At 69.0% G+C, this 15,205-nt stretch carries 17 protein-coding genes and 4 tRNA genes; 14 read left to right on the top strand and 7 right to left on the bottom strand.

Features of this window, described 5'->3' with window-relative positions; genetic code table 11:
- Nucleotides 1–154 precede the first annotated feature (154 nt).
- The 4 genes from htpX (at nt 155) to ACFV6H_RS23785 (ending at nt 2,542) form a co-directional block, all read left to right on the top strand.
- The gene (gene htpX / locus ACFV6H_RS23800) at nt 155–1,018 is read left to right on the top strand and encodes a zinc metalloprotease HtpX (RefSeq protein WP_384986422.1); all 864 of its coding nucleotides are present in this window, start codon (nt 155–157) and stop codon (nt 1,016–1,018) included.
- Complete coding sequence (locus ACFV6H_RS23795; RefSeq protein WP_384786910.1) at nt 1,015–1,407, top strand: YccF domain-containing protein; 393 nt, start codon at nt 1,015–1,017, stop codon at nt 1,405–1,407. Before htpX ends, ACFV6H_RS23795 begins: the two co-directional genes overlap by 4 nt.
- A 275-nt stretch (nt 1,408–1,682) precedes the next feature.
- Nucleotides 1,683–2,081 carry an SMI1/KNR4 family protein gene (locus tag ACFV6H_RS23790; protein WP_385545387.1) on the top strand — a complete coding sequence of 133 codons (399 nt, stop codon included), beginning with the start codon at nt 1,683–1,685 and terminating at the stop codon, nt 2,079–2,081.
- 191 nt (nt 2,082–2,272) lie between these two features.
- Nucleotides 2,273–2,542, top strand: a complete 270-nt coding sequence (locus tag ACFV6H_RS23785; protein ID WP_066943796.1) for a GlsB/YeaQ/YmgE family stress response membrane protein — start codon at nt 2,273–2,275, stop codon at nt 2,540–2,542.
- Nucleotides 2,543–2,596: 54 nt separating this feature from the next.
- On the opposite strand, the gene ACFV6H_RS23780 is transcribed toward ACFV6H_RS23785, so the two are convergent.
- From ACFV6H_RS23780 to ACFV6H_RS23770, 3 genes are all read right to left on the bottom strand, one after another.
- Nucleotides 2,597–3,265 (bottom strand): alpha-ketoglutarate-dependent dioxygenase AlkB family protein, encoded by a 669-nt coding sequence (locus ACFV6H_RS23780; RefSeq protein WP_385545383.1) that lies wholly within the window; start codon nt 3,263–3,265, stop codon nt 2,597–2,599.
- Nucleotides 3,262–3,765 carry a methylated-DNA--[protein]-cysteine S-methyltransferase gene (locus tag ACFV6H_RS23775; RefSeq protein WP_385545625.1) on the bottom strand — a complete coding sequence of 168 codons (504 nt, stop codon included), beginning with the start codon at nt 3,763–3,765 and terminating at the stop codon, nt 3,262–3,264. Before ACFV6H_RS23775 ends, ACFV6H_RS23780 begins: the two co-directional genes overlap by 4 nt.
- Before the next feature lie 289 nt (nt 3,766–4,054).
- A complete protein-coding gene (locus ACFV6H_RS23770; protein ID WP_093596820.1) occupies nt 4,055–4,543 on the bottom strand; it encodes a YajQ family cyclic di-GMP-binding protein in 489 nt (162 codons plus the stop codon).
- Between the two features lie 241 nt (nt 4,544–4,784).
- On the opposite strand from ACFV6H_RS23770, the gene ACFV6H_RS23765 reads away from it, so the two are divergent.
- Nucleotides 4,785–4,866: transfer RNA gene (locus ACFV6H_RS23765), tRNA-Tyr, on the top strand.
- A gap of 221 nt (nt 4,867–5,087) precedes the next feature.
- On the opposite strand, the gene ACFV6H_RS23760 is transcribed toward ACFV6H_RS23765, so the two are convergent.
- A complete protein-coding gene (locus tag ACFV6H_RS23760; protein WP_384786920.1) occupies nt 5,088–5,747 on the bottom strand; it encodes an SDR family oxidoreductase in 660 nt (219 codons plus the stop codon).
- Between the two features lie 81 nt (nt 5,748–5,828).
- Nucleotides 5,829–7,088: an amidohydrolase family protein gene (locus ACFV6H_RS23755; protein ID WP_385545379.1), complete on the bottom strand. Its 1,260-nt coding sequence runs from the start codon at nt 7,086–7,088 to the stop codon at nt 5,829–5,831.
- 383 nt (nt 7,089–7,471) lie between these two features.
- On the opposite strand from ACFV6H_RS23755, the gene ACFV6H_RS23750 reads away from it, so the two are divergent.
- From ACFV6H_RS23750 to ACFV6H_RS23715, 8 genes are all read left to right on the top strand, one after another.
- Nucleotides 7,472–7,544 (top strand) — tRNA-Thr (locus tag ACFV6H_RS23750).
- A 47-nt stretch (nt 7,545–7,591) separates the two neighbouring features.
- Nucleotides 7,592–7,664, top strand: a tRNA-Met gene (locus tag ACFV6H_RS23745).
- A gap of 92 nt (nt 7,665–7,756) precedes the next feature.
- Nucleotides 7,757–7,921 (top strand): 50S ribosomal protein L33, encoded by a 165-nt coding sequence (gene rpmG, locus ACFV6H_RS23740; RefSeq protein ID WP_003956487.1) that lies wholly within the window; start codon nt 7,757–7,759, stop codon nt 7,919–7,921.
- Nucleotides 7,922–8,047: 126 nt separating this feature from the next.
- Nucleotides 8,048–8,500, top strand: a complete 453-nt coding sequence (locus ACFV6H_RS23735) for a MaoC family dehydratase N-terminal domain-containing protein (protein ID WP_363082059.1) — start codon at nt 8,048–8,050, stop codon at nt 8,498–8,500.
- Nucleotides 8,501–8,505: 5 nt separating this feature from the next.
- Nucleotides 8,506–8,934: a MaoC family dehydratase gene (locus ACFV6H_RS23730; protein ID WP_384786926.1), complete on the top strand. Its 429-nt coding sequence runs from the start codon at nt 8,506–8,508 to the stop codon at nt 8,932–8,934.
- Nucleotides 8,935–9,086: 152 nt separating this feature from the next.
- On the top strand, nt 9,087–9,647 hold the full coding sequence (locus ACFV6H_RS23725; RefSeq protein WP_385545374.1) for a TetR/AcrR family transcriptional regulator: 561 nt from the start codon (nt 9,087–9,089) through the stop codon (nt 9,645–9,647).
- 108 nt (nt 9,648–9,755) lie between these two features.
- On the top strand, nt 9,756–11,222 hold the full coding sequence (locus ACFV6H_RS23720; protein ID WP_385545370.1) for a DHA2 family efflux MFS transporter permease subunit: 1,467 nt from the start codon (nt 9,756–9,758) through the stop codon (nt 11,220–11,222).
- Nucleotides 11,223–11,311: 89 nt separating this feature from the next.
- Nucleotides 11,312–12,394: a UDP-N-acetylmuramate dehydrogenase gene (locus tag ACFV6H_RS23715; protein ID WP_385545367.1), complete on the top strand. Its 1,083-nt coding sequence runs from the start codon at nt 11,312–11,314 to the stop codon at nt 12,392–12,394.
- 35 nt (nt 12,395–12,429) lie between these two features.
- Here the strand turns inward: ACFV6H_RS23715 and ACFV6H_RS23710 are convergent, their stop codons facing one another.
- Nucleotides 12,430–13,458 (bottom strand): adenosine deaminase, encoded by a 1,029-nt coding sequence (locus ACFV6H_RS23710; RefSeq protein WP_385545364.1) that lies wholly within the window; start codon nt 13,456–13,458, stop codon nt 12,430–12,432.
- Between the two features lie 173 nt (nt 13,459–13,631).
- Nucleotides 13,632–14,858: a pyridoxal phosphate-dependent aminotransferase gene (locus ACFV6H_RS23705; protein WP_384987925.1), complete on the bottom strand. Its 1,227-nt coding sequence runs from the start codon at nt 14,856–14,858 to the stop codon at nt 13,632–13,634.
- Between the two features lie 236 nt (nt 14,859–15,094).
- Here ACFV6H_RS23705 and ACFV6H_RS23700 point away from each other — a divergent pair.
- A tRNA-Trp gene (locus ACFV6H_RS23700) sits at nt 15,095–15,167 on the top strand.
- The last annotated feature ends 38 nt before the right edge of the window (nt 15,168–15,205 follow it).

Here is a 15,205-nt window from a genome sequence, read left to right as displayed (position 1 = left end):
TCGCGCGCCCCCACCCATACGGCGTACGCCTGCGGCCGGGCGCGCCAGGGAACCCGTACCGCTCGCCTGGCGTTGACCAGTACGGAAGGGTCCACTGGAGAGTGGAGAAGCACCAGCAAAGGGTTCCCCTGCCGCACCACCTGGAGGGCGTACCGTGCACCGCCGGCACAACGGGCTGAGGACCGCCGTACTCCTCGGGGGACTGTCCGCACTCATCATCGGGATCGGCAGTATCTTCGGCCGTACGGGCCTGATCGTCGCGCTTGTCGTGGCCATCGGGACCAACGCGTACGCCTACTGGAACAGCGACAAGCTGTCGCTGCGCGCCATGCGTGCCCGTCCCGTCAGCGAGTTCGAGGCGCCGCAGCTCTACCGCATCGTCCGTGAGCTGTCGACCGCCGCCCGCCAGCCCATGCCGCGGCTCTACATCTCACCGACCCAGGCGCCCAACGCCTTCGCCACCGGCCGCAATCCACGGAATGCGGCCGTCTGCTGCACGGAGGGAATCCTCCAGATCCTGGACGAGCGGGAGCTGCGCGGTGTCCTCGGCCATGAGCTGAGCCATGTCTACAACCGGGACATCCTGATCTCCTCGGTCGCGGGCGCCCTCGCCTCGGTTGTGATGTTCCTGGTGAACTTCGCCTGGCTGATCCCCGTGGGCCGTTCCGACGACGATGACGGCCCCGGTATTTTCGGCTTTCTTCTGATCATGATCCTGGGGCCTCTGGCGGCCACGGTCATCCAGCTCGCGGTGAGCCGGTCGCGCGAGTACGAGGCGGATGCCTCGGGCGCGCAGATCACCGGTGACCCGCTCGCCCTGGCGAGCGCGCTGCGGAAGCTGGATGCGGGGACGAGACAGCTCCCGCTGCCGCCCGAGCCGCGCATCGAGACCGCCAGCCACATGATGATCGCGAATCCCTTCCGGCCGGGACAGGGGTTCGCGAAACTGTTCTCCACGCATCCGCCGATGGCGGAGCGCATCGCCCGACTGGAACAGATGGCAGGTCGCCGACCATGAAGACAATCCTCAACGTCATTTGGCTCGTGCTGTGCGGCTTCTGGATGTGCCTCGGCTATCTGCTGGCCGGGCTGCTTCTGTGCATCACGATCATCGGAATCCCGTTCGGCGTCGCCGCGTTCCGTATCGGGTTCTACGCGCTGTGGCCCTTCGGCTATATGGCGGTCGACCGGCCCGGCGCGGGTGCGCCGTCGTTCATCGGCAATGTCCTGTGGCTGATCCTCGCGGGCTGGTGGCTCGCCCTCGGTCATATCTTCACCGGTATCGCGCTCTGTGTGACGATCATCGGAATCCCGCTGGGCTTTGCCAACTTCAAGCTGATCCCGATCTCGCTGATGCCGCTCGGCAAGGAAATCGTGCGCACCGACCAGCCGTTCGCGGCACGCTGATCCCGGCCCGGGTACGGGCCTGAGGGCCGGCGCGCAGGGCTCACGGCCGATTGTCAGTGCCATGGTCCAACATGAGCACATGACCGAGACCGAGCAGTTGCTGAAGGCCGTAGCGGCCCATGTCGCCGCGTCCGCGCACCCGGGAAGCACTCCGCTCCCCGCCCCGGCCACACCGGAGGCGCTCGCCCGCGCCGAGGCTGCCCTGGGCTTCTCCCTGCCGCCGCTGCTGGCCGGTCTCTATCTGCGGATAGCGGACGGCGGCTTCGGCCCCGGATATGGTCTGCTGTCCCTCGACGCGGCCGTCACGGCGTATCTCGACGGAGCGGCGAACGGACAGGGCGGACGCGGAGGGCGAGGAGGACGAGGGCGGGGACGACGACTGGGGCTGGCCCGAGGGTGTCTTCCCACTGGCCGACTGGGGCTGCGCGATGCTGGCCTGCGTCGACTGCCGAAGCGAGGACGAACCGGTCCTGCTCTTCGAACCCAATCCCGGCACGGTGGACAGCGCCTGGTGGCTGGACTCGTCCAGTCTGGCGGCATGGCTGGCCGGCTGGCTGGACGGCACCGCCTGGTTCGAGAACGAGGACAGCGATATGGATCTGTCGCCCTGGCCGGAATACCGCGCCCGCATAGCCGCGCCTGCGGGGGGCATAGTCCTGCCTGCGGGGACGTAGCGCCCAACGGGCGTTCACGACGAGGACTTGAGAAGGCGAGAGGCTTTTCCGCACGCTGCCGGTCATCACACTGCCGGTCAGCACGCCGCTGGCCATTCCGTGCGTGGTCGTGACCACGGCCGGTCCCCGCAACCGCGCGCCGCTTCCATGACGTCCTTCCTGACGACACGCACGAAAGGCAGGTTCAGGGCATGACCATCATCGGCTGGATCATTCTCGGGCTGCTCGCCGGAGCCGTCGCCAAGATACTGCTCCCGGGCCGGGACCCGGGCGGGCTGATCGGTACGACCGTCATCGGTATCGCGGGAGCGTTCATCGGTGGCTGGATCTCGGCGCGCTGGCTCGACCACCCCATCAACGCGGACTTCTACGACGGTGCCACCTGGGCCGCCGCCATCGGCGGCGCGCTCGTGCTGCTCGTCATATATCGGATCCTCTTCGGCCACTCACGGTCCCGCTGAGGCGGCCGGAAGCCGCGACGCGGCCGGCCGGCCGGCCGTGGACCCGACAGCGCTTCAGCCGAGGCCCGTCTCGCGCAGGGTGATGTTCAGCCGCCCGCCGCGCATGCCCGTCGCCGGGTCGGCCGTTCCCGGATACACCTTGGGCACGCCGTGATAGGCGAAGCGGGACGGTCCTCCGAAGACGAAGAGGTCGCCGGAGGAGAGTTCGACATCCGTGTACGGCCGCCCTCGGTTCTCCGTACCGCCGAAGCGGAAGACACAGCGGTCGCCGATGCTCAGGGACACCACCGGAGCGTCGGACTTCTCGTCCTTGTCCTGGTGCATTCCCATCTTGGCGTCGCCGTTATAGAAATTGATCAGCGCGGTGTCCGGTGTGTACGCCGCACCGGCCGCCGGATCGCCGTACGCCTCGGTGAGCGCCGCACGTCCCAGCCGCAGCAGCCAGTCTGGGAACTCCGCGACCCGGGCGCCGTTCACATCCCCGGCGGTACGGGTGTAGCGGTACGGCTGCCAGTGCCAGCCGACACAGACGGTCTGTACGGACATGACACCGCCGTTCGGCAGCACCGTGTGCCGGATCGGTACCGGCCCGCGCGCCCAGTCACGGCAGATGTCCACCAGCTCCCGCTGCCGCTCCTCCGGCAGCCAGTCGGGGACATGCACCGCTCCGGGCGCGAGGACCGCGCGCGGCCTGGTAGGCCTTGGGAAGAGTTCTCCGCTCATGACACGAGCGCGCCCTCCAGACCGAGGAGGCGCTCCTTGCGCTCCAGCCCGGCCGCGTACCCACGGAGCGCTCCGTCCGCTCCGATCACGCGGTGGCACGGCCGTACGACCAGCAGTGGATTCCGGCCGATGGCCGTGCCCACCGCGCGCACCCCGGCCCCGGCGGAGCCGACCTGTGCGGCGATCTCTCCGTAGGTCACGGTGGCGCCGTACGGAATGGCCTCCAGCGCCTGCCAGACGCGGCGCTGGAAGTCCGTCCCGCCGTCCGCATACTCCAGGTCGAAGCGTGTCAGCCTGCCCTCGAAGTACGCCCGGAGCTGCCCGGCGATCTCGTCGAACGCCTCGGGCGCCCGGACCCATCCGTCCTGGACGACAGCCGCACCCTTCTGTCCCGGCAGAGAGAGCGAGGCGAGTGCGACGCCACCCTTCGCGGTGGCGGACTCCTCGCCGACCAGCAGCAGTTCACCCAGCGGGCTGTCCATCGTCGTGTACATGGTCACGCTCATCACTCGTCGTTCCTCTCCGGCGGCGCGTTCCGCCGCCTTCAGTGACGAGTCTCCGCCTCCGAGGACACAGAAGCTGGCGGAAATCAGACACCACGCCCAGGATGCCGTCGACGGTACGAGCAACAAGAGACGAGAAGGGCACAAGAGAGAAGGGCACAAGAGAAGGGCACAAGAGGAGGGCACAACGGGGGCCGCCGTCGAGCCGAGGTCCGCCTCGGCGTTGTGCCCCCGTTGTGCCCTCCTCAGCCGGTCTGACAGCGTACGTGCAGGTCTGAGCCGGTGATCACCGGTAGTTCACGAACTGGAGGGCGAAGTCGAAGTCCTGCCCCTTCAGCAGCGCGATCACGGTCTGGAGGTCGTCGCGGCTCTTCGAGCTGACCCGCAGTTCGTCGCCCTGCACCTGCGCCTTGATCCCCTTGGGGCCCTGGTCGCGGATGATCTTCGCGACCTTCTTGGCGTTGTCCTGGGAGATGCCCTCCTCGATCGTGGCGAAGATCTTGTACTCCTTGCCGGACAGCTGCGGCTCGCCGGCGTCCAGCGCCTTCAGCGAGATCCCGCGCTTGATCAGCTTGGACTGGAAGACGTCGAGGATCGCCTTGACCCGCTCCTCGGAGTTCGCCTCCATCAGGATCTTCTCGCCGGACCAGCCGATGGAGGCTCCGACGTTCTTGAAGTCGTAACGCTGAGAGATTTCCTTCGCGGCCTGATTGAGGGCGTTGTCGACCTCCTGCCGCTCGACCTTCGAGACGATGTCGAAACTGGAGTCGGCCATGTCCTGTGGCTCCTTGTATCGGTGCTCCCGGGGGCTGCCCGGGCAGCACATCGGGTGCTCGTCGCATGCTCGCAGCGCGGCCGGACACCGCCGGTCGCTCCCGTAAAGCCTAGTCACCCGCACCCGTCCGAAGCGCTGATCAATCCGGTGGCGGAGCACCCCTGGGCATCGGGTATCGTTTACGTCGTTGCCACGGAGCACCGCCTCACAGCGGCCCATCCGGACGGCAGCGACATCCCATGGCGGTGTGCCCGAGTGGCCAATGGGAGCGGACTGTAAATCCGTCGGCTTAGCCTACCCAGGTTCGAATCCTGGCGCCGCCACGCGATAAATGAGATGGCCCCTGATCTGCGGAAACGCAGGTCGGGGGCCATTCGCTTACGAGCTTGTACGCGCACCGTTGCGGGCCCACGGTTGCGAGCCCAGGACTGCGGGCCCACCGTTGCAGGCCCACGCACCCGCACCTCGCGCCACTCGGCCAAGTGTCCTGCCAGTGGGCCGATATGAGTGGGTGTCGGGGCGTGGGCCGTGGTTCGGTGGTGGCTCAGTGGGCGGCTGCGGCTGCCTTCGTGGCCTCCGGTACCGGGACCGTGCCGCTGATCAGTTCCAGCGTCAGTCCCGCCGTTCCCGGCGTCTCCAGCAGTTCCGCGAGCACCGCCGCCACATCGTCGCGCGGCACCGGACCGCGTCCCACCGACTTCGCCAGCCGTACGAGCCCGGTGCCCGCGTCGTTCGTCAGCATTCCCGGGCGCAGGATCGTCCAGTCGAGTGCCGGCCTGGACCGTACGTCCTCCTCGGCCGCGCCCTTGGCCCGCAGATATACGTCGAAGACGTCGTCACCGCGGTGATCCGGATCCGCGCCCGTCGAGGAGACCAGGAGATAGCGCCGTACGCCCGCCCGCTCCGCCGCGTCGGCGAGCAGGACGGCGGCGCCGCGGTCCACCGTCTCCTTGCGCGCCGTGCCACTGCCGGGACCCGCGCCCGCCGCGAACACCACGGCGTCCGCGCCCTCCAGCACCGCGGCGACCTCCTCCACCGAGGCCGATTCCAGGTCCAGGACGACCGGTTCGGCGCCTGCCTTCCGCAGATCCTCCGCCTGATCGGGGTTACGGATGATTCCCGCGACCTCGTTTCCGCGCTCGGCGAGCAGCCGCTCCAGCCGTAGCGCGATCTGACCATGTCCTCCGGCGATCACCATTCGCATGGTCATGACCGTACGTCCGATGGGCCGTTGCCGCCTCATGCCTGAGCGCCGTACCCGCTCGCCGCCGCCCGCCCGTACCGCTCACGGACCACCGTACGGAAAGTCGGACCGGCCCTGGCGCGGGAGTTCCAGCGCGACCGTCGCCGCCGTGTCGCAGTACTCCCGTACCGCGCTCGTCCGCGCCACCACCCGTCCCCGGTGGATCACGATCCTGCTGTACGCCAGCGACAGCATGTCCGCGATCCGCTCCCCGCGCACCGCCAGCAGCTCCGCAGGAAAGCCCGCCTCCACCCGTACCTCCGGCAGGCCCATCGCCGCCCGCGCCGCCGTGCTCACCGTGTCGTACGCGTCCGCCGCCCGCATCCCGGTCTGCGAGGCCAGCAGATAGGCGGCCTCCAGCGGATCTCCGCGCCCGACCGGATTGGACACGTCGCGCAGTGCCCCGCTGCCCGCCGCGACCCGGACACCGGCCGCCCGCAGCAGCGGTACGGGAGCGACACCGCGCTGCTCAGGACCGCCTCGCTCGACACCTCCGCAGCCGCCCTGCGGCAGACAGATCACCGTCACACCGGCCGCCGCCAGCTGGGCCGCCGCCCGTGCCGCGATCTCGGCCGGCAGCCGGGCCAGCCCGGCGCACGGTCCGAGCGTCACGCCCGGCCGCATGCCGCCCGCCATCGCCGCCAGCCGGGCGAGCCGCACCGGATCGTCACCGTCCGTATGCAGATCGACCGGGCAGCCGTGCTCGGCGGCGATCGTCAGCACCGCCTCCACATAGCCGGTCGGATCCGGATCGAGATCGGGGCAGCCGCCCACCACGCCCGCGCCCATCTTGACCGCGTCGCGCAGCATCGCGAGCCCGTCGGCGCCCGCGCGCCCGGTCAGCAGCCGCGGTACGGCGACGGCCGTCAGATCGCCGAGACCGCGCAGCGAGCGCCGCGCCTGGAGCACCGCCTCCATCCGGCCGAGTTCCTGCGCGTCACCGATCCGGACATGGGAGCGCAGCGCGGTCGCGCCGTGTCCGAGCTGGAGCAGGGTGGCCTCGGTGGCGCGGCGCTGGACGTCCTCGGGCGCGTACGAGACCGGCCCGTCGCAGGTCAGCGCGGTGAGCGCGGTGTCGCAGTGGGCGTGCGGCTCGGCCGGTGCGGGAAGCAGCAGATAGCCGGCGAGGTCCACCCGGGAGCCGTGCGCGGTAAGGCTGCCGGCCGTGCCCACGGCCTCGATCCGGCCCGCGCTGAGCCGTACGTCGACGGTACGGCCGTCGGTGAGGCGGGCGCCGGTCAGCACGAGCGCGCTGGAGTCGGCCGTACCGCCGTCGGACGGCTGCGGGTGGCTGTCGGGCATCGCGCTCCTGGTGCGGGCTTTTCCGGTGCGGGCCTTGTGGCGTGGGCTTTGTGCTGTGTGGTGAGGCTTTCCGGTGGGCTCGGGCGTGCAAGATGGCATGCAAGATCACGCGGCCTGTGTCGAGCCTAGGCGCGGCTCAGCCGTGCTTCGAGGAGGAGCGCAATAGTCGTACCGGCGAGCCCACCTGTGGGCCCAGGACAGAGCCCAGGACAGAGCCCGGGACGGAGCCCAGGACAGGGCGTGTACGCGGGCCTGTACGCGGTCGGCCAGGGATCGGCCAGGGATCGGCCGGGCGACGGCCAGTGGTCGGCCGAGGGCCGGGAAAGTGGCCGGGAAACGGATTTGGGCGAACGGCGACCAACCGTGTAATGTCTTCATCGCTCGCCCCAATAGCTCAGTCGGTAGAGCGTCTCCATGGTAAGGAGAAGGTCTACGGTTCGATTCCGTATTGGGGCTCAGATGTTCGGTGATCCTCGCCTCCGGGCGAGGAGATCCAACATCGAAGCGGTGTAGCTCAGTCGGTAGAGCAAGCGGCTCATAATCGCTGTGTCACCGGTTCAAGTCCGGTCACCGCTACACAAAGTAGCCGATTGCGGGGTCGGTCCTTCGATCGGCTACTCTTTTCTGCGTTCATCTTTTCATCCGTTGTCCGTCCAAGGAGCACTCACGTGGCTGCCACCGACGTCCGCCCGAAGATCACGCTGGCCTGCGTGGAGTGCAAGGAGCGGAACTACATCACCAAGAAGAACCGGCGCAACAACCCGGACCGTCTTGAGATGAAGAAGCATTGCCCGCGCTGCAACTCGCACACCGCGCACCGCGAAACGCGCTGAATCAGGCTCGTATGCGAGGCCGTCCCCACTGGGGGACGGCCTCGTGTCGTTTGTGGCGGCCCTGTTCGTCTGTAGCGGCCCCGTGCCGTTATGTAGTGGTCACATCCATCAGGAGGGAGCGAGTCCATGGCGCTCGATCAGTCCTTCGTGGGGCGGAGCTATCCGCCCACCGAGCCGTACGAGGTCGGCCGGGAGAAGATCCGCGAGTTCGCCGAGGCGGTGCGCGACCCCAATCCGGTGTACACCGATCCCGAGGCCGCAAAGGCGCTCGGCTACAGCGACCTGATCGCCCCACCGACGTTTGTGTTCGCGATCACGTTCAAGGCCGCGGGCGATGTCATCGCCGATCCGCAGCTCGGTCTGGACTACAGCAGAGTGGTGCACGGCGACCAGAAGTTCGCGTACTCCCGTCCCGTACGGGCGGGAGACCGGCTGACGGTCACCTCCACCATCGAGACGATCAAGTCGCTCGCCGGGAACGACATCATCGACGTACGTGGCGAGGTGCACGACGAGGCCGGCGAGCATGTCGTGACCGCGTGGACGAAGCTGGTGGCGCGCGCCGCCGAGGAGGCGTGAGGCCGATGACGGCGAAGATCGGTTACGACGAGGTCGAGGTCGGTACGGAGCTGCCCGCGCAGAGCTTTCCCGTCACGCGGGCGACGCTGGTGCGGTACGCGGGCGCCTCGGGGGACTTCAACCCGATCCACTGGAACGAGAAGTTCGCCAAGGAGGTCGGGCTGCCGGATGTCATCGCGCACGGCATGTTCACCATGGCCGAGGCGATCCGGGTGGTGACCGACTGGGTCGGCGACCCTGGGGCCGTCGTCGAGTACGGCGTCCGCTTCACCAAGCCCGTCGTGGTGCCCAACGACGACACGGGCGCGCTGGTCGAGGTCAGCGGCAAGGTCGCGGCCAAGCTGGACGACAGCCGCGTCCGGGTGGATCTGACGGCCATGAGCGCGGGACAGAAGGTGCTGGGAATGTCCCGCGCCGTCGTCCGTCTGGCCTGATCCGCCTGGCCTGATCCGCGCGATCCTTTTTCTGTGCTGTAAGGGGTGCTCGCCATGGCGGGTGCCCCTTACGTTCTGTCTCGTACGTCCCTGTTTTCGCACGTCCCGACTCCCGGTTGACAAAGTTAGTGAGTGGCCAATAACTTTCTCGTATGGTCAGGATGAGCGCAGAAGAGCGGCGCGAGAGCGTCATCCGCGCGGCGATCACGGAGTTCGCCCGCAGCGGTTACCACGGCACCTCCACGGAGGTGATCGCCCGGCGTGTAGGCGTGTCGCAGCCGTATCTCTTCCGGCTCTTCCCGAACAAGGAAGCCATCTTCCTCGCCGCGTCCGAGCGCTGTCTCGCGGACACCATCCGAGTCTTCGAGGTGGCGTCCGAAGGGCTGAAGGGCGAGGAGGCCCTCCATGCCATGGCCGGCGCATACCAGAAGCTCATCGCCGAAGATCCGGAAAAGCTGCATATGCAGATGCAGATGTATGTCGCGGTGGCGTCCGCGGAGGCCGCGGGCGACCACGCCTTCGGCGACTCCGTACGGGCCGGCTGGCTGAGGCTCTGGGACACGGCCCACCTCGCGCTCGGCGCGGACATCAACGAGACCACGACCTTCCTCGCCTACGGAATGCTGATCAACACCCTGGTCTCCCTGGGCTTTCCGCCCGAGGACCGCGTCTGGTCCGGTTTCTACGATTCCGCGCGGCCGGCCGACGGCTGAGCCGCATGGGCGCGCGAGCGCATTCCGGCATGTGCGAACGCCTTCTTCTGTCCGACTTTTTCTGTCCAAGAAAGTTAGTCATCAATTACTAATCTGAAAGGGAGAACGATGACTCCGTCAGCAGCCCGAGGCTCCGCCGCCTGGGCCCTGGTCATCACCGGTGCCGCGAGCTTCATGGCGGCCCTGGACAACCTCGTCGTCACGACCGCGCTGCCGTCCATCCGTGAAGACCTCGGCGGCGCGCTGGGGGATCTGGAGTGGACGGTGAACGCCTACACGCTCACCTTCGCCGTTCTCCTGATGTTCGGAGCGGCCCTCGGCGACCGGTTCGGCCGCCGCAGGCTCTTCCTCACCGGTCTCACGGTCTTCACCGGCGCCTCCGCCGCCGCGGCCCTCTCGCCCGGCATCGACGCGCTGATCGCGGCGCGCGCCGTCCAGGGCATCGGCGCGGCGATCATGATGCCGCTCGCCCTCACCCTGCTCACCGCCGCCGTCCCGGCGGAACGCCGAGGAGCGGCCCTCGGTATCTTCGGCGCGATCACCGGCCTCGCCGTCGCCAGCGGTCCGCTCGTCGGCGGAAGTCTCACCGAGCACTTCTCCTGGGACTGGATCTTCTGGCTGAACGTCCCGATAGGCCTGGCCCTGCTGCCGCTCGCCCGGCTGCGCCTCAAGGAGTCGTACGGGCCGGGCGCCCGGCTCGACGTTCCGGGCACCGTACTGATCAGCGGCGGCCTCTTCGGCATCGTCTACGCCCTGGTCAACGCCAACACCGACGGCTGGACCAGCACCACCGTCCTGCTGGGCCTGTTCGCCGGGACCGCGCTGCTGGTGGCCTTCGTACGCCATGGAGTGCGCCGCCCGGACGCGATGCTGCCCATGCGCCTCTTCAGGAGCCGTGCCTTCACCGGCATCAACGCCGCGAGCCTGCTGATGTTCCTGGGCATGTTCGGCTCGATCTTCCTGCTCAGCCAGTTCCTCCAGGGCGTCCTCGGCTACTCGCCCACGGAGGCCGGTCTGCGGATGCTTCCGTGGACGGCGATGCCTCTGCTCGTCGCGCCGATCTCCGGTCTGGTCTCCGACCGCATCGGCGGCCGTCCCGTCGTCGCCGTCGGACTGGCCCTCCAGGCCGTCGGGCTCGGCTGGTTCGCGCTGGTCATCGAACCGGGCGTGTCGTACGCGGCCCAGCTTCCCGCTCTGATCATCAGCGGTATCGGTATGGGCCTGTACTTCGCGCCGGCCGCCAGCCTGGTCATGTCCAGCGTCCGCCCGGCAGAACAGGGCATCGCCTCCGGCGCCAACAACGCCCTGCGCGAGGTCGGCGGAGCGCTCGGAGTCGCGATCCTCGGCGCGGTCTTCGCCGCGCAGGGCGGTTACGAGTCCGGCGACTCCTTCGTCGACGGCACCGTCCCCGCGCTCTGGATCGGCGCCGGAGCGGTGGCGCTCGCGGCGCTGACCGCGCTGATGATCCCTGGGCGGCGCGCCGGGCGGACCGCTCCGACCGGCGGGAACGCCGCAGCCGCCGGCGAGGTGGCAGACACGGACGACAAGGACCTGCGCGAACGGGCGGCCGTCTGATCTTGCACACGCCCGGCCCCGCATCACCCGACTCCGGGCCACCCGGCCTCGTACCGCCCGACTCCGGGCCGTCACCATCCGATCTCCGGATGGTGACGGCCCGTACTCTTGTCCCCGTGCAGGAACTCCACAACGCGCCTCTCGCTCCTCTGACCACCTTCCGGCTCGGCGGCCCGGCCGCCCGGCTCGTCACGGCCACCACCGACGACGAGGTCACCGCCGTCGTACGCGAGGCGGACGCGGCCGGCACGCCGCTCCTGATCATCGGCGGCGGCAGCAATCTGGTCATCGGCGACCAGGGCTTCGAGGGCACGGCCCTGCGGATCGCGACCCAGGGCTTCACGCTCGACGGCACCGCGCTGGAGCTGGCCGCGGGCGAGGTCTGGAGTGACGCCGTCGCCCGTACCGTCGCCGCGGGCCTGGCGGGCATCGAATGCCTCGCCGGTATCCCCGGATCGGCCGGCGCCACACCCATCCAGAACGTCGGCGCGTACGGCCAGGAGGTGTCCAGCACCATCACCGAGGTCGTCGCCTACGACCGCGCCGCCCGCGAGACCGTCACGCTGACCAACGCCGAATGCGCCTTCTCATACCGCCACAGCCGCTTCAAGGAGCATCCCGAGCGGTATGTCGTCCTGCGGGTCCGCCTCGCGCTGGAGGACGCGGGCGGGCTCTCGGCCCCGCTCAAGTACGCCGAGACGGCCCGCGCCCTGGGCGTCGAGCCCGGCGACCGCGTGCCCGCCGCCGTCGCCCGGGACACCGTCCTCAAACTGCGGGCGGGCAAGGGCATGGTGCTGGATCCCGAGGACCACGACACCTGGTCGGCCGGCTCCTTCTTCACCAATCCGGTTCTCACCGAGCGGGAGCACGCCGACTTCGTGAGCCGTGTACGGGCCCGCCTCGGCGCCGATGTGACACCGCCCGCGTTCCCCGCGGGCGAGGGCCTGACGAAGACCTCTGCGGCCTGGCTGATCGACAAGGCCGGGTTTACCAAGGGATACGGCACGGGCCCGGCCCGTATCTCCGGCAAGCACACCCTGGCCCTCACCAACCGAGGCGCGGCGACCACCGAGGATCTGCTCGCGCTCGCCCGTGAGGTGGTCGCCGGAGTCCACGAGGACTTCGGGATCACGCTGGTGAACGAGCCCGTGACGGTCGGCGTCAGCCTCTAGCCGGTTTATCTAGCTAGATTGACGGGATAGGCGTTTCATTCCGCCAGCCATGTGTCGATTCCCGACAGCAGCTTCTCCCGTACGTCCGGCGGCGCCGCCGAGCCCTGTACCGACTGGCGCGCCAGCTCGGCCAGTTCCGCGTCGCTGAAACCGTGGTGCGCGCGGGCCAGTTCGTACTGCGCCGCCAGCCGTGAACCGAACAGCAGCGGATCGTCCGCGCCGAGCGCCATCGGCACGCCCGCCTCGAACAGCGTCCGCAGCGGCACGTCCTCCGGCTTCTCGTAGACGCCCAGCGCCACATTGGAGGACGGGCAGACCTCGCAGGTCACGCCCCGGTCCGCGAGCCTGCGCAGCAGCTTGGGATCCTCGGCGGCCCGGACGCCGTGCCCGATCCTGGCGGCGCGCAGATCGTCCAGACAGTCCCGTACGGACGCGGGCCCGGTGAGCTCGCCGCCGTGCGGCGCGGCCAGCAGTCCGCCCTCCCTGGCGATGGCGAAGGCGCGGTCGAAGTCCCTGGCCATCCCGCGGCGCTCGTCGTTGGAGAGCCCGAAGCCGACGACACCACGGTCCGCGTACCGCACGGCGAGCCGGGCCAGAGTCCTGGCCTCCAGCGGATGTTTCATCCGGTTCGCCGCGACCAGCACCCGCATCCCGAGACCGGTCTCCCTGGCGGCGGCGTCCACGGCGTCCAGGATGATCTCCAGCGCCGGGATCAGCCCGCCGAGCAGCGGTGCGTACGAGGTGGGATCGACCTGTATCTCCAGCCAGCCCGAGCCGTCCCGTACGTCCTCCTCGGCGGTCTCGCGCACCAGCCGCTGGATGTCCTCCGGCGCGCGCAGACAGGACCGGGCGATGTCGTAGAGCCGCTGGAAACGGAACCAGCCGCGTTCGTCGGTGGCGCGCAGCCTGGGCGGTTCGCCGCTGGTCAGCGCGTCGGGGAGATGGACGCCGTACTTGTCGGCGAGTTCGAGCAGCGTCGTGGGCCGCATCGAACCGGTGAAGTGCAGATGCAGATGCGCCTTGGGCAGCAGGCTGAGGTCGCGGGGGCGGGTGGTGCTCTCCATTCCAGGATCCTGCCGCACGTGAGGGCCGACCGGCAGCCCCTTTCCCCGATCGAGATCTTGCCCGAACGTAAAAACGAGCTCCCGGCCGTCACCGGGAGCTCGTTTTCTTCATGCGGTTCATGCAGTTCATGCGTTCAGTTCATGCGTTTTCGTGCGACAAGGCCGCGGAAGCGTCAGTCCTGCGCCTCGGCCAGCAGCTTCTGGATCCGGGCGATGCCCTCCACCAGGTCCTCGTCGCCGAGCGCGTACGACAGCCGCAGATATCCGGGCGTGCCGAAGGCCTCGCCGGGCACCACCGCGACCTCGACCTCCTCCAGGATCAGCGCGGCCAGCTCGACCGTGGTCCGCGGCCGGCTGCCCCGGATCTCCTTGCCCAGGAGGGCCTTGACCGAGGGATACACATAGAAGGCGCCCTCCGGCTCAGGGCAGAGCACACCGTCGATCTCGTTCAGCATCCGCACGATGGTCCGGCGGCGCCGGTCGAAGGCGGCACCCATCTCGGCGACGGCCGTGAGATCACCGGAGACGGCGGCGATCGCGGCGGCCTGCGCGACATTGGACACATTGGACGTGGCGTGCGACTGGAGGTTGGTCGCGGCCTTGACGACGTCCTTGGGACCGATGAGCCAGCCCACACGCCAGCCGGTCATCGCATAGGTCTTCGCCACACCGTTGACCACGATGCACTTGTCGCGCAGCTCCGGTACGGCGGCGGGCAGCGAGGTGAAGGTGGCGTCGCCATACACAAGGTGCTCATAGATCTCGTCCGTCAGCACCCACAGCCCGTGCTCGACGGCCCAGCGGCCGATGGCCTCGGTGTCGGCGGCGCTGTAGACGGCGCCCGTCGGGTTGGACGGTGAGACGAAGAGCACGACCTTCGTACGTTCGGTACGGGCCGCCTCCAACTGCTCGACGGAGACGCGGTAGCCGGTGGTCTCGTCGGCCACGACCTCTACCGGGACACCGCCGGCCAGCCGGATCGACTCGGGATAGGTGGTCCAGTACGGAGCCGGGACGATGACCTCGTCACCGGGGTCCAGTATGGCCGCGAACGCCTCGTAGATCGCCTGCTTGCCGCCGTTGGTCACCAGGACCTGGGAGGCCTCGATCGCGTAGCCGGAGTCACGCAGCGTCTTGGCGACGATGGCGGCCTTCAGCTCGGGGAGTCCGCCGGCCGGCGTGTAGCGGTGGTACTTGGGAGTGCGGCAGGCCTCGACGGCCGCCTCGACGATATAGCCGGGCGTCGGGAAGTCGGGCTCGCCGGCGCCGAAGCCGATCACCGGACGCCCGGCGGCCTTCAGTGCCTTGGCCTTGGCGTCCACGGCGAGGGTCGCGGACTCGGAGATCGCGCCGACGCGGGCGGAGACCCGGCGCTCGGTGGGTGGGATTGCAGCGCTCATACGGCCATGGTCCCAGACCCGAAACCTCCCTGGCACACAGGTTTCGTCCAGCGAACGTCGGGCGAACAGGAGGAGGACGGCTCCGCGAACGGCCCGGCCGGGAATCGTTACGGCACAAGCTGTTCGACGCGGGCGCCACGACCACGTACACTCACTCGTCGTTGGGCCTCGGCAGACAGGTCCGTACCAGGCACTCCGTGCACCCGGTCGGATGCGGTAGGTTGAGGAAGACACAAAGGGTCGTAGCTCAATTGGTAGAGCACTGGTCTCCAAAACCAGCGGTTGGGGGTTCAAGTCCCTCCGGCCCTGCTACACAAGCCTCCGCCAGGCTGTGTGCACATGTACGT

Source organism: Streptomyces sp. NPDC059743, assembly GCF_042732975.1.
Lineage (GTDB): Bacteria > Actinomycetota > Actinomycetes > Streptomycetales > Streptomycetaceae > Streptomyces.
The sequence above is the reverse complement of the archived record's forward strand: the minus strand, read 5'-3'. Positions and strand labels throughout refer to the sequence as shown.